Below are 21,817 nucleotides of genomic sequence, written 5' to 3'. Positions count from 1 at the left end.
CGAGTCGGCTGATGAGATATGAAAGACGGTGACAACCAAATGACCAACGCAATGGAGGGTCTGAAGCAGCGATTTATGGAGCTGAGCCAACCGGACGCGGACGGCGTGTATCGCGACGGGGCGAGCAAACGCAAGATGCGCACGGAACTCGCCATGTCGTGTCTGAAGAGGCTGTGGAACGAGGCGTGCGAAAGCGTGTCCTTTGAAGTCCCCTCGTGTGGCATCGGCCTGGCTGCTGTCGGCTCGTTGGCGCGCGGGCAGATCGGCCCCAGTTCGGATCTTGATTTGGTGCTCATCTACGACAATCATGTGCTGGATGATTCGCGTCTGAACGAATTGGCGAACAAGCTGTGGTATCCGCTGTGGGATTCCGGTCTCGATCTCGATCACTCGGTGCGCACGCGAGCGCAGTGCGAGGCCGTCACCGACCATGATCTGCCGGCTGCGATGGGTTGGCTTGATGTGGCACCCGTGGCGGGCGACACCTCTTTGATCGAAGACACCGCCGATTCGATTCTGAAACGTTGGCGGAAAGCGGCGCGCAAACGTCTGCCCGAACTGCTTGATTCCGCCCGGTCGCGGCTGGACGAGTTCGGCCGCCTGCAATACCTGAACCAGCCGAACATCAAAGAGGCGCGCGGCGGTTTGCGTGATTCGGTGCTGGTGGCCGCGCTGGCGGCGTCGTGGCTGGCCGACCGTCCGCATGGCACTTATGACGAGGCGGTGGAGCGTCTGCTCGACGTGCGCGACTGCATCCATTTGGCGGCCAATAAGGACACCAATCTGTTGCTGTCCGCCTATCAGGACAAGGCCGCGGCGATGCTTGGCCTGGCGGACCCGACATTGCCCGCCGGTGGCGAGCGCGAGGCCAAGTCGATTGACGATTTGCAGACGCTGTTGGCGCGCATCGGGCGCCAGATAGCGTTTTCCCTCGATTCCACGGCATCGCGCGCCAAGCATTCACTGACACACGAAAAGCCGCGTTTCGCCTTCTTCCAGCTGGCCCGGCCGCGCTCACGCGGTCAGCGCGAGGCACCCACGTTCGAACTCGTGGCCCCCGGCGTGGCCGAGCATGAGGGTGAAATCGTGCTCGCCCCCGATTGCGACCCCACGGCCGATGCCACGTTGGCGTTGCGCGTGGCCGTGGCCGCGGGCGAGAAGGGACAGCCGATCAACCCCGGCACGTTGAACAATCTGCGCCACTGTCCCATCCACAGCAATCAATGGAACCAGGAATCGCGCGACCTGTTCGTGCGTTTGCTCGCGTGCGGGCCGAATCTGATGCGCGTGTGGGAAGAGATGGATTTCGCTGACATTCCGGGGCGTTGGATGCCGGAATGGCTGGCCGTGCGCAACCGCCCTTCGGCTTCGGCGGCGCATCGCTACACCATCGACCGTCACATGGTGGAGGTGGTCTCCCGGCTCGGGCGGGACGACGGCGGGGCCTCGTCGTTGCGGCGGACGGCGCAATACGACGAGGAACATTATCATGCGCTGCTGCTGGCCGGCATTCTGCATGACATCGGCAAGCGCCCCGGCGTGCGCGACCATGCCGCCGAGGGGGCGCGTCATGCGTCGGCGATCCTGAAACGCATGGGCTACGATTCCGACATCGTGTGGTGGGTCACCGTGCTCGTGCGTGAGCATCTGACGCTTTCCGATTTCGCGACAGGCAAGAATCCCAACGATCCGACTGTGGGCGAGGAGCTGGCGGGCCGGCTCGACCACGACGCCGTCATGCTCGACATGCTGTATGACCTGACTCGCGCCGACGGCTCGTCGCTGGGGGCCACGTCAGGCGAGGCAATCACCAAGCAATATGGCTGGAGCAAATGGCGCGAGAATCTGGTGCGTCAGATGGTGGTGGCCGCGCGATACCACCTATAAAACCTATAAAACACCTATTAAAAGGGGCCATGCGAGAGTCGCAACCGTGGGGTTTTGCACCAAACGGCCCCGTACCATGTTCCTAGTAAAGCCGCAAATCACCTTTGGGGACATATCGATTTATCCCCAAGTTATACACCGAGTTATCCCCACAGTGTGGATAACTCAGGGGATTAACCACGCCGACACGCCTCAAATGTGGATAACTAATTTTCTTATCCACACACCCGCCCGCGCGCATCGACACGCTGGCAGTAGGTTTTTGCCGTGCTGTAGGTGTATATGGCACTCACCCCATATAGAGAACAGTCGCTTTCGACCGAAGAAATCTATTTTATAGTATGATTATAAAAGTTCTACAATTTATGAGAGAATGTAAAGTATACTTTATATGATAGGGTATATAGAAGCGATATATAAACTATATTAAGTAAAGTTGGCACTATGAACGCTGCAACCGACAGCACCAGCAAAGATTTAAGGCCCCGCCCTCGATACCTGCAACTACTGGTTCAGGCTCAAGACAACGGCATGATCAAAGTCATCACCGGCATGCGCCGTTGCGGCAAATCCACATTGATGGAGCTGTTCAAACAGCACCTCGCAAACAGCGGCACGGCACAGACGCACATCGTCCATATGAACCTTGAGTCATATGAGTTTGCCGACTTCACCGCGCAGCAGCTCCATGAAGCCATTACGCAACGCGCCCCCAAAACGGGCCACTGGTATCTGCTGTTGGACGAGATTCAGCTCGTCGACGGCTGGGAGCGCGTGATCAACGGCCTGCGCGTCGACTGCGACGTGGACATCACCATCACCGGATCGAACGCACACCTGCTGTCCGGCGAGCTGGCAACGCTGCTGTCAGGCCGCACCGTCGACATCAACATGTATCCGCTCTCCTACGCGGAATTTCTGAGCTACACCGGCTGCCAGAACGACGAGCAAACATTCGATCGCTTCGTGCGATACGGCGGCTTGCCTCCGGTGGTCGACCAGGGAACGAATCAACCCCTGGCGAAGACGGTGCTTTCAGGCATCTACGACACGGTGCTCGTGCGCGACGTGACCCGCCACATCCAAGTGCGCGACACCACCGCCCTCAACGACATATCCCGCTATCTCGCCAGCACGGCCGGCTCGTCGGTGAGCGTGACCAATATCGAGCAACGCTTGAAAAGCGCACACCGCAAAACCAGCGGCATCACCGTGGAACGATACATTCAGGGGCTGGTGGACGCCTATCTGTTCCGCCGCGCCAGAAGGCAGGAACTTCGCGGGGGCGAGCTGCTGCAGGGGCTGAGCAAGTATTATCCCGCGGATCTGGGCATTCGGAACATGCTGCTGGGCTTCCCGGACGGCGACTATGGGTTCGCTCTGGAGAACCTCGTCCACAACGAGCTGGTCGGCGCCGGCTACGAGGTGCGCGTCGGGAAAGCCGATTCGTATGAGATCGACTTCGTGGCCGAGCGCATCCGTGGCGATATGACCAGAGAGCGACTGTATGTTCAGGTCAGCGCCAGCGTGATGGAGCCGCAGACGCGAGAACGCGAGCTGCGCGCGTTCCGCAAGCTCACCGGCGAGTCGGGGCGCAAGTTGGTGGTGACTTTGGATCGGCTGGGATTGGGCTTTGTGGACGGCGTGGAGATCGTCAATGCACTTGACTGGCTGCCGACATTGTGACCGTTCGAATGCGGCGGCTTTAAGCTCCTGCGCCCCTCTTATACTGGGGTGCTATGGCTGAAGAACCTTGGGAAGACGGCGCTCGCACGGGCGGGAGCAACTATGTGCGCGGTGCCACCGGCACGCCGGTGAGGGATGCCTTGTTCGACCGCGTGCCGCCGCACGACGACGATGCGGAGATGGCCGTGCTCGGCGGCATGCTGATGAGCAAGGACGCCATCGGCGAAGTCAGCCAGATGATCGACGTCACCGATTTCTATCAGCCCAAGCACCAGACCATCTATGAGGCGATCATCAACCTGTTCTCCGCCTCGCAACCGGTGGATGCGGTGCTGGTGGCCAACGAGCTGCTCAAAAAAGACGATTTGGACAAGGTGGGCGGCCCCGACTATCTGCACTCGTTGGTCGCCTCGGTGCCCACCGCCGCAAATGCCACTTATTACGCCGAAATCGTGCATCAACGCGCGATCCTGCGCAATGTGATCGCCGCCGGCACGAAGATCGCCCAGCTGGGCTATTCAGCCGAAGGCTCGCAGGCCGAGGACGTGGTCAACCTCGCGCAGTCCGAGGTCTACGAGATGTCCGTGGGCAAGGTGCGTCAGGATTACGCCGCCATCGGCCCGGTGGTGCACGACACACTCGACCAGCTCGACAAACTGCAACAGGGCTTGGTCAACAAGGGCGTGCCCACCGGCTTCCGCGACATCGACGAACTCACCCAGGGCCTGCAACCCGGCCAAATGGTCGTCGTCGCAGGCCGCCCGGCCATGGGCAAGTCCACGCTCGGCATCGACTTCGCGCGCGCCGCCGCGCTACATCACAACATGACCTCCATCGTATTCAGCTTGGAAATGAGCAAAGTGGAACTCGCCCAGCGCATCATCTCCGCCGAAACGAACATCCCGCTCGGCGTGCTGCGCCGCGCCGAGGAGATCACGCCCGATCGTTGGAGCACACTGAACAACTTCTGGTCGAAACTTCAGGACGCGCCGCTGTTCATCGACGATTCGCCGAATATGTCGCTGATGGAGATTCGCGCGAAATGCCGCCGCCTGAAGCAGACCAACGATTTGAAGCTCGTGGTGATCGACTACCTGCAGCTGATGTCCTCCGGCAAGCAGGTCGAGAGCCGCCAGCAGGAGGTCTCGGAGTTCTCGCGCGCGCTGAAGCTGCTCGCCAAGGAGCTTGAGGTGCCGGTGGTGGCGTTGAGCCAGCTCAACCGCGGCCCCGAAATGCGCAACGACAAGAAGCCGCAGCTGTCCGACCTGCGTGAATCCGGCTCGATCGAGCAGGATGCCGATGTGGTGTTCCTCGTGCACCGCCCCGATTTCTACGACAAGGAGGATCGCCCCGGCGAGGCCGACATCATCATGGCCAAGCATCGCAACGGCCCCACCGAAACCTTCCATCTGGCCTTCCTTGGCTCCACATCGAAGTTCAAGGACATGCCGCAGGAATACGCCCAGGGGGTGTGATTGCCCATGTTCCTCACCCCGGCCATCGGCAAGCTGGTACGCGCCGCGTTGCGCCTCACCCGGCACGGCGGCAGCGCATTGCCCGGCAAGGTCATCGAGCGCATCGACTCAGGGTTCCTTGCCCGCACGTTGGCGCAACTGCCGCTCGGCGTGGTGCTCGTCTCCGGCACGAACGGCAAAACCACCACCACGCGCATGGTCGCCTCGATGCTTTCCGACTTGGGATTGCGCGTGTTCACCAACCCCACCGGCTCGAATTTCACGCGCGGCGTCGTATCGTCGCTGCTCAGCGAGGTCTCTCTTGGCGGGCGGCTCGATGCCGACATCGCCGTGCTGGAGCTGGACGAGGCCTATGCCGTGCATTTCGTGCGTCAGGTCAAGCCGCGTTACTCCCTGCTGCTGAACGTGATGCGCGACCAGCTCGACCGCTTCGGCGAAATCGACAATACCGCGCGCCTGCTGGGCCATGTGGCCGAGGCGACGAGCGGCACGGTGGTGCTCAACCGCGAGGATCCGCGTATCGCCGCACTCGCCTCGCTGGCACCGAGCGGCACCCAAGTGCGCTATTTCGGCTTGTCCGATTCGCTCAAACGTTTCTTCCCCTCCGACGACGACATGTCCACCACGCTCGATGCGGAACAGATGGGCGGCGCCACTGAAGCGCCTTCAACGGCACGAACCGTATCGGCGGAATCGAACCATAATGCCGACGCCGATGTCACGCTGACGGCGGTGTCAGACCATGCGGCCACTTTTCTGATGGACGGCACCGAACACCACACCTCCGTCAAGCTCGAAGGCGTCTATAACCTCTATAACGCCGCCGCCGCACTCGCGCTGGTGCGTGCGGTGGCCGCCGATGAAAGCGCCGCACAACGCATGCGCTCGGATGCCGCATCACTGATTGCCGCCGTCTCGCGCGTCACGCCCGCGTTCGGGCGAGGCGAAGTGATCGACGTGAACGGCTCGCCGGTCGAGTTGCTGCTGGTCAAGAACCCGATGGGATTCCGGCTCGCGCTCGCCTCGTTCGAGTCGCGGGGGTGCGACACGATGATCGCTATCAACGACGAATACGCCGACGGCCGCGATATGAGCTGGCTGTGGGACGTGGATTTCACTTCGCTGCGCGACACGGGCGTGGCGATGGTGTCCGGCGTGCGCGCGTGGGATATGGCGTTGCGTCTCGGCTACGATCAGGTGCCGGTCGCTTCGGTGGACACCGACCTGCACGCCGCGCTGAGTGCGTTCGTGAACGCCAATCCCGGTACGGCGAAACATATCTATTGCACGTATACGGCCATGCTCAAGGTGCGCGCCGCCTTGGGGCATATCGCCGATGTCCAGGACGCGGGGGTGGGCAGATGAGCAAGGTGATCGACATCGTGTCCCTGTATCCGAAGGACATGAACATCTATGGAGACACGGGCAACGTGCTCGCCGTCACGCGCCGAGCGGGGTTGTATGGTTACGAGCCGCGCATTCACACCGTCAACCAAGGCGACGAATGGCCCGAGCAGGTGGATCTGGTGCTTGGCGGCGGCGGGCAGGACACCGGCCAGAAGAAAATCATCGACGACCTGTTCTCCCGCGCTGATGTGCTGCGTTCGCTTGCCACCGACGGCCTGCCAATGCTGATGATCTGCGGCTTGTATCAGTTGTTCGGCGAGTATTTTGAGACCGTCGATGGCTCCCGGCTTGATGGCATCGGCATTATCGGCGCCTATTCGGTGGGCAGCGACGTGCGCCGCATCGGCAATCTGGTGGAACATTCCGACGAGTTCGGCGACATCATCGGCTATGAGAACCACTCCGGCCAGACCTTCCTACGCGAGGGCACACACCCGCTCGGGCATGTCACCGAAGAGGGACGCGGCAACAATGGCGAGGACCACACCGAGGGCGCGCGCGTGAATAATGTCATCGGCACCTACATGCACGGCTCGTTGTTGCCGAAGAACCCGGCCATCAGCGATTTCCTCATTCGCACCGCAGTCGAACGCCGCTACGGCGCATTCAGCGCGGCAAACCAAACTCCACAGCAGTGCGACGAGCTGAACCACCTCGATCAACTCGCAGCCCAAGCCCGCGCCGTCGCGGCCTCTCGCCCGCGCTGAATACGAAGAAGCCCCGCCTTGCAATACGGGCGGGGCTTCTTCGATGTTTAAGTATTTGTCACTTCTTGTCGGACAGATAGCCCGGAGCGAGCACGAAACGGTGCACAAGCGCGGCCAGCGCGCCACCGACCAGCGGGGCGAGGATGAACAGCCACACCTGAGCAAGCGCTTCGCCGCCAGCCAGCAGAGCCGGGCCAAGCGAACGAGCCGGGTTCACGGAGGTGCCGGTGAACGGCAGACCGACAATCACGACGGCCATCAGCGACAGACCGATCACAAGGCCGGCGATGTTGGCAAATTCGGCCTTGGCGGTCACGCCCAGAATCACCAGCACGAACACGAAAGTGAGCACGACTTCGATGAGAAACGCCGGGCCCACCTGAGTGCCCATAGCAGAAGCCTCGCCATAGCCGTTGGTACCGAGGGAGGCTCTGGAGCCGGTGAAGACAACCAGCATACCCGCGGCGACAATGGCGCCGAGCACCTGAGCCACCACGTAGCCGATGAAGTCAATCACGCTCATGCGGCCGTCGATGAGCATGGCCAGCGACACGGCCGGGTTGAGGTGCGCGCCGGAAACGTTGCCCACGGAGTAGGCGGCGATGATGACGGAGATGCCGAACGCCAGAGCGATCACCACGGAGACGAGGGTCAGGGTCGAACCGCCCAGACCCAGCTCGCCGGCGAGTGTGGTGAAACCGACGACGGTGCCGCAACCGACCAGCACGAGAATCAGCGTGCCGATGAACTCGGCAATATACTTACGAAAATCCATAACAGACCTTTCTTTGGCATACGAGGCGAAACACATGTCGCATTTCGCAATCACCAGCTACACTACCGCCTTTCGGCAAAAAATGGTGAATCATCGGCTGCACTTAATCCCGAGCAAATATGGAAAGGATCAATCCTCGAGCGCGCTGAGATCCACTTCATAAGGCAGCCGCTCGGGCAACTGCACCGGCTCCAGGAACATGCTCATATACAGCGGCAAATAGGCGATCTTCCCATCCTGAGCGACGTTGCCTTTGCAAAGCACATATGCTTGCCCCAGATTCCATTCGTCGACGTTCATGATGTTGTCGAGCGCCTTGTGCTTGGCCCAGTCGTTTCCCGATTTGACTTCGATGGGCAGCACGTCATTGCCACTCTGCACAACGAAATCAACCTCGCCGTAGCGTTTGCCGTTGAAATAGTGCAGGCCGAATCCATGCGCCTTGAGCTCCTGCGCAACAAAGTTTTCCACAATCGACCCCATATTGACTTGCAACCCACCGCCTAGAATGTCGAATTGCGCGTTGGAGTCGGCGCATAACAGCCCGACGTCATTCATAAACAGTTTGAACAGATTGCGTTTGCCGTTGCTTTCCAATGGGGCTTCGGGTGCGCGAACGTTGTAGCAGGGCAGCGTCACACCCGCGTCGGCCAGCCACAGAAAGCTGCTGGCGTACCGGTTCTGCCGAGCCGTTTTGGACAGGTCGGCCAGCATGAAGCGCCGGTTCTTGTCGTCGAGCTGCGAGGGGACGGCATCGAAGATCGCGCGGATTTTCTCGCGTTCGTTGCCCTCCGCGTATTTGGCGATGTCCTGGCGGTAGAGCGCAAGCAAATCCCGTTGCAACCTCGTGACCTGCGCAATATCGTGGGTGTCGGCGTATTTCTGCACGACTTCCGGCATGCCGCCAACCACAATATAGCTTTGGAACAGCCGCATCATGGTCTGGTGCACGGCGTCGCTCACGGGTTTTTTCTCGTCGAAATGCTCTCGCAACATGTCGATGGTGGATTGCTGCACGCCATTGGCGAGGCAGTACTCCTCGAAATCCAACGGATACATGCGGTATTGCTCCTCGAAGCCCACCGGATATGAGGGCACTTGCTTGGTCTTGACGCTGAGCAACGAGCCCGTCTCGATGTAGTCGAATCTGCCGTCTTCCACCAGGAACTTGATGGCGGTGCGCGCACGCGGGCACTCCTGTATCTCGTCCAGCAGAATCAAGGTGCGGCCCGGTTGCAAGGACATGTTCAGATATGCCGTGAGGTTGGTGATGACGGTATTCGCGTCCAGCGGGCCGTCGAAGATGGCGCAGGCCGTGCTGTCCATCAGGAAATTGAGCTCGGCGAAGCTGTCGTAATATTGCGCGCCGAACTGACGCACCAGCGTGGTCTTGCCGATCTGTCGTGCGCCGGTGAGCATGAGGGCTTTGCGGTTTTGGCTGTTTTTCCAAGAAACAAGCCTGTCCCAAGCCTTGCGTTTCAGCATTTCGCCTCTATTCTGTAACGTTTTTCGCTATTTTCAATATACCATCTGCAACGTTTTTCTTAATTTTGGATGGACTTTTGTAACGTTTTTCTTGGTTCTGAATACGATTCTGTAACGTTTTTCCTAATTTTGAACGCGCTCTCGTAACGTTTTTCTGAATCCAAGAACGGCAAACGGGTCTCCTCCGGCATCCATTCCACGCGCGAATTGTGCGGGGAGTTAAGTTCCCCCGTGCAGAGTAGTCTCGAAACAGAGGCACCAGCTAATGCGACGGGGAAGAGAGGCGCGTCCATGATGAACAGACGAAACGCTATGGCAATAAGGCGAAACCGCTGGCTGGCCGCCGCTGTGGCCGCATTGCTCGCGTTCGTCTTCGTCGCCCTTGCGGGCGGTTGCGGCATGCCTTCCCTCACCGGCGGCAACGGCACGCTGACGGTGGGCGTGCGCGCCGACGTCATGGGTTTCGGTTACTACAACGAGAAAACGCACAAGTATTACGGGATGGAGATCGATTTGGCCAACGAGATGGCCGACCGTATGGGATATTCCGACGTCAAGTTCGTCACCGTCACTCCCGACACCCGCAAGGAGATGCTACAAAACGGCCAAGTCGACGCGCTGGTAGCATGCTATTCGATTTCCGATCACCGCAAGGAGAACGTCGATTTCTCCCCGGCCTATTACACCAGCACCGTGCAGATGATGGTGGAGAACAGTTCGCTGATCACCGACATCAACGGTCTCAAGGGCCGCTACATCGGCACGCGAGCCGGCACCGACACTGCGGCGATCCTGGTCAAGAAACTCGCCGAAATCGGCTTCAGCGACGGCAACCCGCTTCAAGCCAACGACGATAACAGCGACGTCCAGTTCGACAACTTCCACCTGTTGCAATACCCGTCCTATCAGGAGCTGTCCGACGCGTTGGAATCAGGGGCCGTCGGCGCCATCGCCCTCGACAGCGCCATCGCCAAAACCTATCTGAACGACGAGCGTTCCACCCTGTCCGACTTCAGCATCAATCCCGAGGAATACGGCGTGGCCACCAAGAAAGACTCGGCGCTGAGCGCAACCGTGACAACCACCATCCAAAACATGCTCGATGACGGCACCATCAACCGCTTCATCGACAAATGGGACTGAGCCGGCGGCCAACCGAGCCAATAAAACCGATAAACCCAATAAACCCGAACAAGCAACCACAGCAGCCCGAAAAGGCCAGGGAAGAGAGCGCACATCATGCCACACGAAGTCGAAGCCATGTCCACCCGGCTGAAACTCAAGATCGCGGCGCTGGTCGCCGTGGTGATCGTCTGTTTCGTCGGCACCGGCCTGCTGCTCTCCAGCGTGCAGACCAAGCTATCCGTCTCCAGCTACACCGAGGAGATGCGCCACCAGAACGAACAGCTCAAAACCACGCTGGAACAGGCGGACAAGGAAACCGAGGAGTCCACGAGCAGCTTCGACGAAATCTTCCAGGCCAAGGCCGATTCGATTTCCTTCATGGCCCACAACAACGCGGGCTTTGAAGTCAGCGACACCAAAATGTCCGAATACAAGCAGCTGTTCGACGTCGACGATGTGCTCGTCGTTTCCAAGGACGGCCAGATCCTCGCCAAAGCGCAAGACACCAAAGCCGACTTCACTCACGCGCGCTTCAACCAGCTGCGCACCGTGTTCAGCGAGGAGAATCCCACCACCGCCATGGAAGTGACGGTGTCCAGCCAGGAGTGGAACGAGCGCTACTATTCGTCCAAAATCGACGACGAGACGATGGCCGTGCTCGAAGTCAGCCCCAAGCGCCTGGACGACATCATCGAGGACAACAGCTCGCTCAAGGCCACGCTCAAGGACATCACCGTCGGCCAGCATGGCTATGTGATGGCCGTTTCCGCGCAGGACTACACGGTGCAATACCATCCGGATTCGAGCCTCATCGGCACCGACGCGCTCGATGACGGCTTAAGCGTCGACGACTTGGAGGACGGGCACTTCTTCCATATGACCTTCAACGGCACGCGCCTGTATAGCGGGGTCACCAAAATCGGCAAAACGTATTACATTTCCTCGGTGCTGGAGAAGACGCTCACCGCCTCGCGCAACATCACCGTGGGCGTGGTGCTGTTCGCATTCGGCGTGGTGATGGCGGCCGTGGTGCTGTATGGCGTTTTCGTGTTGCGCGACGACGAGCGCCAGGGGCACATCGAGGAGGATTACGCCCCGTTCGGCCCGGTGCTGTATTCCAAGAAGATCGGCTCCAAGGCGGCGGTGCTGTCCGTTGTGGGCCTGGTGGTGGTGATCATCGTGTCGTTCTATATGCAGACGCTCTTCGCGCTGTCGAACGAGTCGCTGGTCAACACCGACCGCGCCAACTCGATTGCGCAGACGACGGCGAATACCAGCAAACGCGCCGAGGCGCTGCGCAAGGAAGGCGACACACGCTACCTGAGCAAGGCGAAGATCACGGCCTATATCCTCGACCAGAACCCCGAACTGGAGAACCGCGCCAGCCTGCTCGAACTCGCCAAGGTGCTCAAGGTCGATGTCATCAACGTGTTCAACATCGACGGCGTGCGCACCGCCTCCACCGACCCGTCCCCCTCGTTCACGCTCAGCGACGACACGAAGAGCCAGTCCTACGCATTCCGCAAGCTGCTGCAAAGCTCCGGCTCGCTGGTGCAGGAGGCGCGCGAGGACGAAAACGGCACCATGCGCCAATACATCGGCGTCACCACCACCGACGAGCAGGGCCTGACGGACGGCCTGGTGCAGATTGCCGTCAGTCCGAAGATGCTTGAGGAGCTGCTCTCTTCGGTCAAGATCGACCGCGTGCTCGACGGCGTGAAGGTGGGCGGCAACGGCTTCGCGTTCGCCATCGACAAGGAAACCGGCAAGATCGCCTATTTCCCGGACAGCTTGGTGCAAGGCAAGAAGGCCACTGACGTGGGATTGAAGGACGATCAGATCAAGGGCGGGTACTGCAACTATCTGACCATCGACGGCACGCAGTATTACGTCTCGTCCGTGGAAACGGAAGACTATTACCTGTACGTCACCCGAGGCGATTCCGAGCTGATGGACCAGCGCGTGCGGCTGACGATTGACACCGGGATTGAGGCGTTCGTGTGCCTGGTGGTCATCTTCCTGCTGCTGTCGTTCGATTTGCGCAAGAAAGCGGCTGCGGTGCAGGCGGAAGCGGAGAGCGCGGCTGGCGCGAATAACAATGGCGGTGGCGAGGGTTCCGGTGGCGGCTCCGGGGACGCGGGCAAAGCGCAACCAGTAGTTGCCAACCCCGCGGATCAGCGCATCTTCGACATCCAGCGCCCCGGCACCAACCGCACGATGAAAACCCAATCGGCAGCCAGCCGTTGGTTGCGCCAATCGTTCAAGTGGGACGAGAAAACCCCCGAAGGCAAGCTGGGCACGGTGCTGCGCTGGCTGTTCGGCCTGTTTGTGGTGCTGGTGTTCGTCGGCGTGGTGTTCAAGGACACGATCTTCGGCAGCCAGTCCGTGTTCTCCTACATTCTCGGCGGCGGCTGGAGCAAGGGCATGAACATCTTCGCCGTCACCGCCGCGCTGATGACGGCCTGTGTGATCGCCACCGTCGCCTCCGCCGCGAACGAGCTGCTGCGCCTGTTGAGCGGCGTGGTGGGTGCGCGCGGCGAGACGATCATCCGCCTGCTGTGCAGCATCATCAAATACGGTTCCGTAATCGGCGTGCTGTATTACTCGCTATCGCTGCTGGGTGTGGACACCGCCACGCTGCTCGCTTCCGCCGGCCTGCTCACGTTGGCCATCGGCTTCGGTGCGCAGGCGCTCGTCTCCGATATTCTGTCCGGCTTGTTCATCATCTTCGAGGGCGAGTTCCGCGTGGGCGACATGATCCAAGTCGGCACGATGGGCGGCACCGTCATCGAGATCGGCGTGCGCACCACGAAGATCAACGATGGGCTGGGCAATGTGCTGGTGTTGCGCAACAGCCAGATCAGCAATGTGATGAACAAGACGAAGATGGACTCCTATGCGTCCGTCGAGTTCAACCTCATCAACGGCGAGTCGCTGCCGTATTTGGAGAACATGCTGCACAACGAGTTGCCGAATGTCAAAAAGCGTTTGCCGTCCATCGTGTCCGGCCCGTTCTACAAGGGCGTGGTGGCGCTTTCCGATTCGGCCACCACGGTGCGTATCGTCGCCACCTGCGCCGAACAGAACCGCGTGCAACTGGAGCGCGACTTGAAGCGCGAGGTGAAGCTGTTGATGTCGCGTTACGACATCGCTCCATACCAGCAGTCCATCACCCATGAGCAGAACAAGCCCAAGGAGACCGCCAAAGACAAGCGCGAACAAGCCACCGCCGACCGCTTCAACGAGGAGCAGAAGGAATCCGCCAAGCTCATCGGCAATAACAACGAAGACAGCGACTGAAGATAGGTAGTGGGTAGTTGTCGCTCTTCTATTGTCAGGGAAGCAAATCATATATGTGAGGATGCGCCCGCAACGACAACGCGGTAGGCTAGGTGAGTACGCGACGCGGCGGTTCATGCCGCATCGAACCTGCAAATCAAGGAGGATATTATGGCTGATTTCAATTTGGGTGAGGGGCTGCGCAAGGTCATGCTGGCCGGCGTCGGCGCTTTGGCCAACACCTATGAGAAGGGCAGCGAGATCGTCGACGGACTCGTCAAGAAGGGCGAGCTCACCGTCGAACAAGGCAAGGCCCTGAACACCGAGCTTAAGCGCAAGGTGGCCAAGACCATAGACGATGCCAAGCAGACGGCCAAGCAGACGGCTGAGCAAGATACTGAGCAGACGGCCGAACAGTACACCGAGCAGACAGCCGAGCAGACGGCCGATTCCGACAGCAAGAAGTCCTAAGTGCCTGACCTCACGCCAAACCTTACGGGAGCCGAACAGAAAGAAGCCGGCGAACAGCGCGGCAGCGAAACCATCGCCCTGTTCGGCTCCCGCAGGGATAGCTTCTCCGCGCGCTATCACCTGACGCGACGCGGCAAACTCAAACGCCTCGGGCAAATCATCCGTATTGCCCATCAGTTCGACATATTTCACGGTCTGACCCCGGTCAAGATGCGCCTGATGTTCGAGGCGCTCGGCCCCACTTTCGTCAAGGCCGGTCAGATTCTGTCGATGCGCTCCGAAATGCTGCCCGCCAGTTTCTGCGACGAGCTGGCCAAGTTGCGCGCCGACGCCGACCCGATGCCCTATCAGGTGGTGCTCGACACGCTGTCTGACGAATATGGCCGTCCAGTCGACGAAATCTTCTCGCACATCGATGCCAAACCGCTCGGCTCGGCGTCGCTGGCCCAAGTGCATCGCGCCACATTGGTCACCGGCGAAGACGTGGCCATCAAGGTGCAACGCCCCGGCGTGCGCGAGACGATGGCGCAGGACGTCGCCATCATGCGCTCCATCGCCAAAAGCGCGTCCAGAATGATTCGCACCTCCCAAGTCGTCGACCTCAAAGGCGTGGTCGAGGAGCTGTGGAGCACCTTTGAATCGGAAACCGACTTCCTTGTCGAAGCGCGCAATCTGGCCGAATTCAAGCGATTCGCCGAGGCGTTCAACTATATGGACTGCCCGAAGCCCTATCCCGACCTGTGCACCGAGCATGTGGTCGTGATGGAATACGTCGACGGCATCTCCGTCTCCCATCCGGGCAAGCTCATCGAAGCGGGTTATGACTTAAAGGAAATCGGCACCAAGCTGGTCGACAACTACGCCACTCAGATTCTGGACGAAGGCTTCTTCCACGCGGATCCGCATCCGGGCAACATCATTGTGCGCGACGGGCAAATCGTGCTCATTGACTTAGGCATGACGGGCCGGCTTGACCAGCGCACCCGCCACGTGCTCAAAGAGATGATCTTCGCCGTCGCCAGCCAGGATTCCCCGGCGCTCGCCGACGCGCTGCTGCGTTTCGCCGGCGCCGATGCCAACGCGGAGGATTATCCGTCCCTGCTGGCCGATCTCGATGTGATTGTCAAGGAGTTCGGCACCGTCGACCTGGCCGAACTGGATATCGCCGCTTTCCTGACTTCCCTCACGCAGATGGCCTCGCGCCACGGCATCGAGATTCCCAGCACCGTCACCACGGTTGGCCGCGCACTGGTCACGTTGGAAGGATTGCTGGACGAGTTCATCCCGAACGTGAACATGATCCAGATCATCTCCGAACACATCTCCCGCTCCAAAACCATCGACGGCGCGATTCGCGACGAAGCCAAGGCACTGGGCATCGAAAGTCACCAGGCGCTACATGGTGCGTTGGGCGCGCTGGCCGAACTGAAGAACGCCGCGCGCATGCTCACCCGCGGCCAGTTGCGCGTGAATATGGAGCTGGTCGGCTCCGAAGAACCGTTCCGGCTGTTGTCGGACATGGTCAACAGGCTTACGATGGCGCTGATTGTGGTGGGTTTGTTCGTCGGCTCATCGATCGTCTATTTCGCGGGCATCAAGCCGGTGGTGTTCGGCATTCCCATCGTCGGTTTCATGGGCTATGTGGTGGCGTTCGTCCTGAGCTGCTGGATTGTCTTCGATATCTATTTCAAAGGCCGCAAGTCCAAGAAACGCTAGGTGACTATAGCACTCCCCTCATGGCAGGGAATCAATGTTGATAAGCAGATGCTTAAAAATAAAAAGTGTGCGCCGAACCGTGAAAGCGCCTGTCGGCGCAAGGGCCGCTCGCAGCGGCAAAAAATGGAGCCCGGGGCTTAAGCACGGCCCGACGCATCCACCAGTATAAACCATCCGTGCCGAGCGGCGTGTTCATCGAGTCAAACCCGCAATTTAAGCCGAAGGGGGAAGGGACGAACGGGCTTTGACAACGGTACGATGATAGTGAGGGCAATTCTCACGAGACGAAGGATAGGCATGTTTCAGATTGTCGCCGCCGCGTTGGCGGCCGTCGCACTGACATGGGGAATCGTGCGGTTCTTTTTCGGGGCGCACAAGACGGTGAGCGGCGATATGGCCGACGGCGAGCAGCGCGCGACCATCACCGTGCAGGGAGGCTATTCGCCGGCCGAGGTGACGATGCGCGCGGGCGTGCCCATCACGCTGACCTTCGACCGCCGCGAGACGGGCGAATGCACCTCGCATGTGGTGTTCGCCGACTTGGGGTTGGATGCCATGCTGCCCGGCAACACTGCCACCGAAGTGAAGCTACCCGCCTTAAAGGCCGGGGAATATCCTTTCGCGTGCGGCATGAACATGGTGCACGGGCTGCTGCGTGTCGAAGGCGAGGCGGAGGTGCCCGCAGCCGATATGAGTGCCGCCAGGCAACTTCCGGCCACCACCAGCGGCACGGACTACGCGGCCACCGAACAGCGCGAGGCCGAGGAGCGGCGCGAGGAGATTCGCCGCCTGCTCAGGCTCGTCGTCATCAGCGCGGTGCTTACGCTGCCTGTGTTCGTCGTGATGATGGTGCATATGGCCAACCACATGCTCATCCCCAAGTGGTTGATGAACCCTTGGTGGCAGGCCATCCTCATCACCCCGGTGATGTTCGTCTGCGGCGCGCCGATTCACCGCGTCGGATTGCCCGCCTTGATTCACCGGGCGCCCGACATGAATTCCCTGGTGTCGTTGGGCACGGGTGCCGCGTATGTGTACAGTCTGTTGGTGTGCGCGATGCCGTGGATGCTGCCGGAAGGTTCGCGCGAGCCGTATTTTGAATCGGTGGGCGTGGTGATCACGCTAGTGCTGCTCGGCCGGCTTTTGGAGACGAAGGCGCGTGAGGGTACCGGCGAGGCGGTGCGCGGTCTGATCAAGTTGAGACCGCGCGTGGTGCATGTGGTGCGCGACGGCGTGATCTGTAGTGGCTCCGAGTGGCTCAATCCGGCCACATATATCGATACGGACATCGACGACGTGCACGAGGGAGATGTCATCGTCGTGCGTGGCGGCGAGCGCGTGCCCGTCGACGGCATGGTGCTCGAAGGCACCGGCAGTGTGGACGAGTCGATGATCACCGGCGAATCGGTGCCCGTCGAGAAGATGGCGGGCAGTGCCTTGACCGGCGCGACGATGCTGAGCAAAGGCAATCTGCTGATGCGCGCCACGCGCGTCGGCGGCGACACCGTGCTTGCGCAGATCATGGCGATTGTGGCGCGCGCCCAAGCCACGAAGGCACCGGTGCAACGCTTGGCCGACCATATCGCGCGCGTGTTCGTGCCGGTCGTGATTATCGTGGCGGTGTGGACGTTCGCCGTGTGGGCGGCGTTTGGCCCCTCCCCTGTGCTCGCGCATGCGCTGGTCAGCGCCGTCAGTGTGCTTATTATCGCCTGCCCGTGCGCGTTGGGCTTGGCCACGCCGCTGTCGGTGACGGCGGCGACCGGCGTGGGTGCCACAAAGGGCGTGCTGGTCGCCAGCGCAAAGGCGCTGGAACAGGCATGCGATATCGGCACGGTGGTGTTCGACAAAACCGGCACCATCACGCGCGGTGTGGCCGACACCGACTCGATGGACTGGGCCAAACCCAGCTATGAGCACGACTCCATCAAACCCGGCTCGAAAGAGGCCATCGCCACGTTGCGTAAGGCGGGCATTCGCACCGTGATGCTCTCAGGAGACAAGGCCGACGTGGCCGGCGAGATCGCGCGCGAAGTCGGCATCGACACCGTCATCGCGCAGGTCAAGCCGGACGGCAAGGCATATTGGATCAAGCGCTTGCAAGATGAACGCGATACGAAATCACTCGTCGCCATGGTGGGAGACGGCATCAACGACGCTCCGGCCATCGCGCAGGCGGACTTGGGTTTCGCCATCGGAAGCGGCACCGACGTTGCCATGCAGTCGGCGGACGTGACGCTGATGAGCGGCGATCTGCGGGGCGTAATCACCACCATCAATCTCTCCCATGCCACGATGCGCAATATCCGTCAAAACCTCGGTTGGGCGTTCGGATACAACGTGATTGGCATTCCGATTGCCGCCGGCTTGCTGTATCCGTTCACCGGTTGGTTGCTCAGCCCCATGATCGCCGGGCTTGCCATGGCGCTGAGTTCGGTGTGCCTGGTTCTCAATGCGAACCGTCTCAATCATGTGCGCTTAAGCAATACGACAGTCGATGGGCGCAATACCCCCATGTCGGCGGGTATCATTGCCTGCAAGCCTACGATTATTGTGGATGAAAACACCACACTTAATACGGGGGACGGCAACAACGCCAATAACAAGGAGAACAGTATGCATCATACGAATATGAACACCGCCCCGGCTGGCAACGGCGAAACCGCCACCGACCCCGTGTGTGGCATGAGCGTGACGGTGGGCGCAGATGCCATCACACGCGAACACGACGGCAAGACCTATTACTTCTGCGGCGACCACTGCGCCGCGAACTTCGCCAAGGCACCGCAGATTTTCCTGAACTAGCCCGTTTTTCCAAGCGGAAACGCTATATACAAGTGAGCGCCGCCAGCTGTTGTGCTGACGGCGCTCACTGTTAGTGACGTGCATTTAACCCACGAACACCGAATCACGATTCCTTTGGACTTACCGAAAGGCACGTCCGCACGCTCGCGACGCTATCGCTGCTCGCTGTTAGTGACAGCGCACTGCGCTATATCAGTCCTCAAAGGGATCGAAGTCGCGACGGATGCGGCGACGCGGGCGCTCGGTGCGCTCTTCGCGCTCGGAACGGTAATCATCGTAGTTGTCGTCGGTGGCGTAACGCGGATTGCGCTCGGAACGACGGGAACCACGGCGATCATCGCGCGAACGACGGTCGTCACGCTCGTAATCGCGGTCGTCGCGATCGTCGCGATCGGAACGACGACGGCGCGGACGGTCATCATAATCACGATCATCACGATCGTCATAGGAGCGGCGACGGCGCGGGCGCTCATCGTAGTCGCGGTCGTCATCACGATCGGAACGACGGCGACGCGGGCGATCATCATAATCACGATCATCACGCAAGCGACGGTCGTCACGACGGCCACGGCTGCTACGATGCTCGTCACGCTCGGGGAGCTGATTCTCGAAGCCGGGAATGACCAGCGAAATCTTGCCCCGGTCATCGACGCCCTGCACGACGACCTCAACGCTGTCGCCTTCCTTGAGCACGTCTTCAACGGCATCGATGCGCTCACCGTTGGTCAGATTGCGAATCTGCGAGATGTGCAACAGACCGTCAGTGCCCGGGGTGAGGTTCACGAACGCACCGAACGACGTGGTCTTGACAACCGTGCCGTTGTAGGTTTCACCAGCTTCGGGCACATGCGGGTTGGCGATCTGGTCGATGATCTCCTTGGCCTTCTCGGCGGCCTCGCCACCTTCGGAGGCGATATAGACCGTGCCGTCGTCCTCGATGGCGATTTCGGCGCCGGTCTCTTCCTGGATCTGGTTGATCATCTTGCCCTTCGGGCCGATGACCTCGCCGATCTTGTCAACAGGCACAGTGGTGGTGATGATGCGCGGGGCGAACTCGCTCATCTCAGCCGGGCCATCGATGCACTCGTTGATGACTTCGAGGATGGTGCTGCGGGCTTCCTTGGCCTGCTGCAGGGCGGCCGCCAGAATGTCGGCGGGAATGCCGTCGAGCTTGGTGTCGAGCTGCAGGGCTGTGATGAACTCGGCAGTGCCGGCCACCTTGAAGTCCATGTCGCCGAAGGCATCTTCGGCACCGAGGATATCGGTCAGGGTCTTGAAGATATGCTGGCCGTCCACCTCGCCGGACACCAAGCCCATGGCGATGCCCGCGACCGGCGCCTTCAGCGGCACACCGGCGGCAAGCAGCGAAAGCGTGGAGGCGCACACGGAGCCCATCGAGGTTGAGCCGTTGGAGCCGATGGCCTCGGAGACCTGGCGGATGGCATAGGGGAACTCCTCGCGACCGGGCAGCACAGGCACCAAAGCCTTCTCGGCCAGCGCGCCGTGACCGATTTCGCGACGCTTCGGGGAGCCGACGCGGCCGGTTTCACCGGTGGAATACGGCGGCATCTCGTAATTGTGCATGTAACGCTTGGACTGCGGGCCCGACAACGAGTCGAGCTGCTGCTCCATCTTGAGCATGTTCAGCGTAGTGACACCCAGAATCTGGGTTTCGCCGCGCTGGAACAGGGCGGAACCGTGCACACGCGGAACGATGTCCACTTCGGCGCTCAGGGTGCGGATGTCCCGCAGGCCACGACCGTCGATGCGGTAGTCTTCCGTCAGGATGCGACGACGCACGATCTGGCGCTGCAGCTCCTTGAAGGCGTTGCCGATTTCCTTGTCTTTCTCAGCCTCGTCCATATCGGTGAACTCAGAGGCGAGCGTGGCCTTGACGCCTTCCTTGATCTCCTTGATGCGATCCTGGCGCGGCAGCTTCTCCGCGATGGTCAGGGCCTGGTCGAGATCGTTGTGGGCGATCTGGTCGATGCGGGCGTACAGATCCTCGGTGTATTCCGGGAAGAGCTGGAATTCCTTGGTTTCCTTGGCGGCCTTGGCCTTGAGTTCGTTCTGCGCTTCGCAGATGACCTTGATGAACGGCTTGGCGGCCTCAAGGCCACCGGCGACAACCGTCTCGTCCGGCTTGGTCTGGCCCTCGTCATAGATGAGGTGCCAGGCGTTCTTGCCCGCGCCCGCCTCGATCATGGCGATGGCGACGTCGCCGTTTTCAATCACACGGCCAGCCACCACGATCTCGAACACGGCGCGTTCGCGCTCATCCCACGTCGGGAAGGCGACCCACTGGCCGTCGATCAGCGCCAAACGCACACCGGAGACCGGGCCGGAGAACGGCAGGCCGGAAATCATGGTGGAAGCGGAGGCGGCGTTCAGAGCCACCACATCGTAAGCATCCTGCGGATTGACGGCGAGAATCGTCTCGACGACCTGCACCTCGTTGCGCAGCGTGTGCGGGAACAGCGGGCGCAGCGGGCGGTCGATAATGCGACACGCCAGAATCGCTTCGGAGCTCGGGCGGCCTTCGCGGCGGAAGAACGAGCCGGGAATCTTGCCCGCGGCGTACATCTTCTCCTCCACATCCACCGTCAGCGGGAAGAAGTCGTAGTTCTCCTTCGGGCTGGAACCGGCGGTGGTGGTGGACAGAATCATCGTGTCGTCGTCCAAGTAGGCGGCGACGGCGCCGTCCGCCTGCTGGGCGAGACGGCCAGTTTCAAAGCGCAGCGTGCGCTTGCCGAACAAACCGTTGTCGATAACGGCTTCGACTGCTTTGATTTCGGGACCCTCCATAGGGTTTCTCCTTAATTGCTATATTTCTTTCCTACAAACCGCCCTCTTCAGCCGGGCCAGCTCTTACATTCGCCTCTTTACGGCCCCTTGGCCGTGCTCCTCGTGTCAACCCCTCGCTTCGGGCCTGTTGTTTGTTTAGGCCGAACCTTTCGGCCTGTCCTCTCATGCCTCTAAGTGATGTTGCCCCGTTGGCAGCG

At 60.6% G+C, this 21,817-nt stretch carries 13 protein-coding genes; 10 read left to right on the top strand and 3 right to left on the bottom strand.

Annotated elements, in window-relative coordinates:
• The first annotated feature begins 39 nt into the window (after positions 1-39).
• The 5 genes from G1C94_RS03930 (at position 40) to G1C94_RS03910 (ending at position 7,162) form a co-directional block, all read left to right on the top strand.
• Positions 40-1,887: a nucleotidyltransferase domain-containing protein gene (locus G1C94_RS03930; protein WP_172144914.1), complete on the top strand. Its 1,848-nt coding sequence runs from the start codon at positions 40-42 to the stop codon at positions 1,885-1,887.
• Positions 1,888-2,331: 444 nt separating this feature from the next.
• Positions 2,332-3,573, top strand: a complete 1,242-nt coding sequence (locus tag G1C94_RS03925; protein WP_172144912.1) for an ATP-binding protein — start codon at positions 2,332-2,334, stop codon at positions 3,571-3,573.
• 53 nt (positions 3,574-3,626) lie between these two features.
• Positions 3,627-5,048 (top strand): replicative DNA helicase, encoded by a 1,422-nt coding sequence (gene dnaB, locus G1C94_RS03920; protein ID WP_216656833.1) that lies wholly within the window; start codon positions 3,627-3,629, stop codon positions 5,046-5,048.
• A gap of 6 nt (positions 5,049-5,054) precedes the next feature.
• Positions 5,055-6,413: a Mur ligase family protein gene (locus tag G1C94_RS03915; RefSeq protein WP_172144910.1), complete on the top strand. Its 1,359-nt coding sequence runs from the start codon at positions 5,055-5,057 to the stop codon at positions 6,411-6,413.
• Positions 6,410-7,162, top strand: a complete 753-nt coding sequence (locus G1C94_RS03910) for a type 1 glutamine amidotransferase (RefSeq protein WP_172144907.1) — start codon at positions 6,410-6,412, stop codon at positions 7,160-7,162. Before G1C94_RS03915 ends, G1C94_RS03910 begins: the two co-directional genes overlap by 4 nt.
• Positions 7,163-7,220: 58 nt before the next feature.
• Here the strand turns inward: G1C94_RS03910 and G1C94_RS03905 are convergent, their stop codons facing one another.
• A complete protein-coding gene (locus G1C94_RS03905; protein WP_172144904.1) occupies positions 7,221-7,937 on the bottom strand; it encodes an aquaporin in 717 nt (238 codons plus the stop codon).
• A 129-nt stretch (positions 7,938-8,066) separates the two neighbouring features.
• Complete coding sequence (locus G1C94_RS03900) at positions 8,067-9,422, bottom strand: ATP-binding protein (RefSeq protein WP_172144901.1); 1,356 nt, start codon at positions 9,420-9,422, stop codon at positions 8,067-8,069.
• A 312-nt stretch (positions 9,423-9,734) separates the two neighbouring features.
• On the opposite strand from G1C94_RS03900, the gene G1C94_RS03895 reads away from it, so the two are divergent.
• From G1C94_RS03895 to G1C94_RS03875, 5 genes are all read left to right on the top strand, one after another.
• Positions 9,735-10,565: a transporter substrate-binding domain-containing protein gene (locus tag G1C94_RS03895; protein ID WP_172144898.1), complete on the top strand. Its 831-nt coding sequence runs from the start codon at positions 9,735-9,737 to the stop codon at positions 10,563-10,565.
• A gap of 96 nt (positions 10,566-10,661) precedes the next feature.
• Positions 10,662-13,847, top strand: coding sequence for a mechanosensitive ion channel domain-containing protein (locus tag G1C94_RS03890; protein WP_216656831.1), 3,186 nt, complete (start codon positions 10,662-10,664; stop codon positions 13,845-13,847).
• A gap of 150 nt (positions 13,848-13,997) precedes the next feature.
• A complete protein-coding gene (locus G1C94_RS03885; RefSeq protein ID WP_172144895.1) occupies positions 13,998-14,297 on the top strand; it encodes a phasin family protein in 300 nt (99 codons plus the stop codon).
• Positions 14,298-14,369: 72 nt separating this feature from the next.
• Positions 14,370-16,013 (top strand): ABC1 kinase family protein, encoded by a 1,644-nt coding sequence (locus G1C94_RS03880; RefSeq protein WP_335341211.1) that lies wholly within the window; start codon positions 14,370-14,372, stop codon positions 16,011-16,013.
• A gap of 297 nt (positions 16,014-16,310) precedes the next feature.
• Positions 16,311-18,815 carry an HAD-IC family P-type ATPase gene (locus G1C94_RS03875; protein WP_172144889.1) on the top strand — a complete coding sequence of 835 codons (2,505 nt, stop codon included), beginning with the start codon at positions 16,311-16,313 and terminating at the stop codon, positions 18,813-18,815.
• Between the two features lie 192 nt (positions 18,816-19,007).
• On the opposite strand, the gene G1C94_RS03870 is transcribed toward G1C94_RS03875, so the two are convergent.
• A complete protein-coding gene (locus tag G1C94_RS03870; protein WP_172144886.1) occupies positions 19,008-21,620 on the bottom strand; it encodes a polyribonucleotide nucleotidyltransferase in 2,613 nt (870 codons plus the stop codon).
• Between the last annotated feature and the right edge of the window lie 197 nt (positions 21,621-21,817).

Source organism: Bifidobacterium panos (genome assembly GCF_012932445.1).
Classification (GTDB): Bacteria; Actinomycetota; Actinomycetes; order Actinomycetales; family Bifidobacteriaceae; genus Bifidobacterium; species Bifidobacterium panos.
The sequence above is the reverse complement of the archived record's forward strand: the minus strand, read 5'-3'. Positions and strand labels throughout refer to the sequence as shown.

Coding starts and splice junctions, on each gene's coding strand:
- G1C94_RS03930 (WP_172144914.1), top strand. CDS start 40: ATGACCAACGCAATGGAGGGTCTGAAGCAGCGATTTATGGAGCTGAGC.
- dnaB (WP_216656833.1), top strand. CDS start 3,627: ATGGCTGAAGAACCTTGGGAAGACGGCGCTCGCACGGGCGGGAGCAAC.
- G1C94_RS03890 (WP_216656831.1), top strand. CDS start 10,662: ATGCCACACGAAGTCGAAGCCATGTCCACCCGGCTGAAACTCAAGATC.
- G1C94_RS03875 (WP_172144889.1), top strand. CDS start 16,311: ATGTTTCAGATTGTCGCCGCCGCGTTGGCGGCCGTCGCACTGACATGG.
- G1C94_RS03895 (WP_172144898.1), top strand. CDS start 9,735: ATGGCAATAAGGCGAAACCGCTGGCTGGCCGCCGCTGTGGCCGCATTG.
- G1C94_RS03915 (WP_172144910.1), top strand. CDS start 5,055: ATGTTCCTCACCCCGGCCATCGGCAAGCTGGTACGCGCCGCGTTGCGC.
- G1C94_RS03910 (WP_172144907.1), top strand. CDS start 6,410: ATGAGCAAGGTGATCGACATCGTGTCCCTGTATCCGAAGGACATGAAC.
- G1C94_RS03925 (WP_172144912.1), top strand. CDS start 2,332: ATGAACGCTGCAACCGACAGCACCAGCAAAGATTTAAGGCCCCGCCCT.
- G1C94_RS03900 (WP_172144901.1), bottom strand. CDS start 9,422: ATGCTGAAACGCAAGGCTTGGGACAGGCTTGTTTCTTGGAAAAACAGC.
- G1C94_RS03905 (WP_172144904.1), bottom strand. CDS start 7,937: ATGGATTTTCGTAAGTATATTGCCGAGTTCATCGGCACGCTGATTCTC.
- G1C94_RS03870 (WP_172144886.1), bottom strand. CDS start 21,620: ATGGAGGGTCCCGAAATCAAAGCAGTCGAAGCCGTTATCGACAACGGT.
- G1C94_RS03885 (WP_172144895.1), top strand. CDS start 13,998: ATGGCTGATTTCAATTTGGGTGAGGGGCTGCGCAAGGTCATGCTGGCC.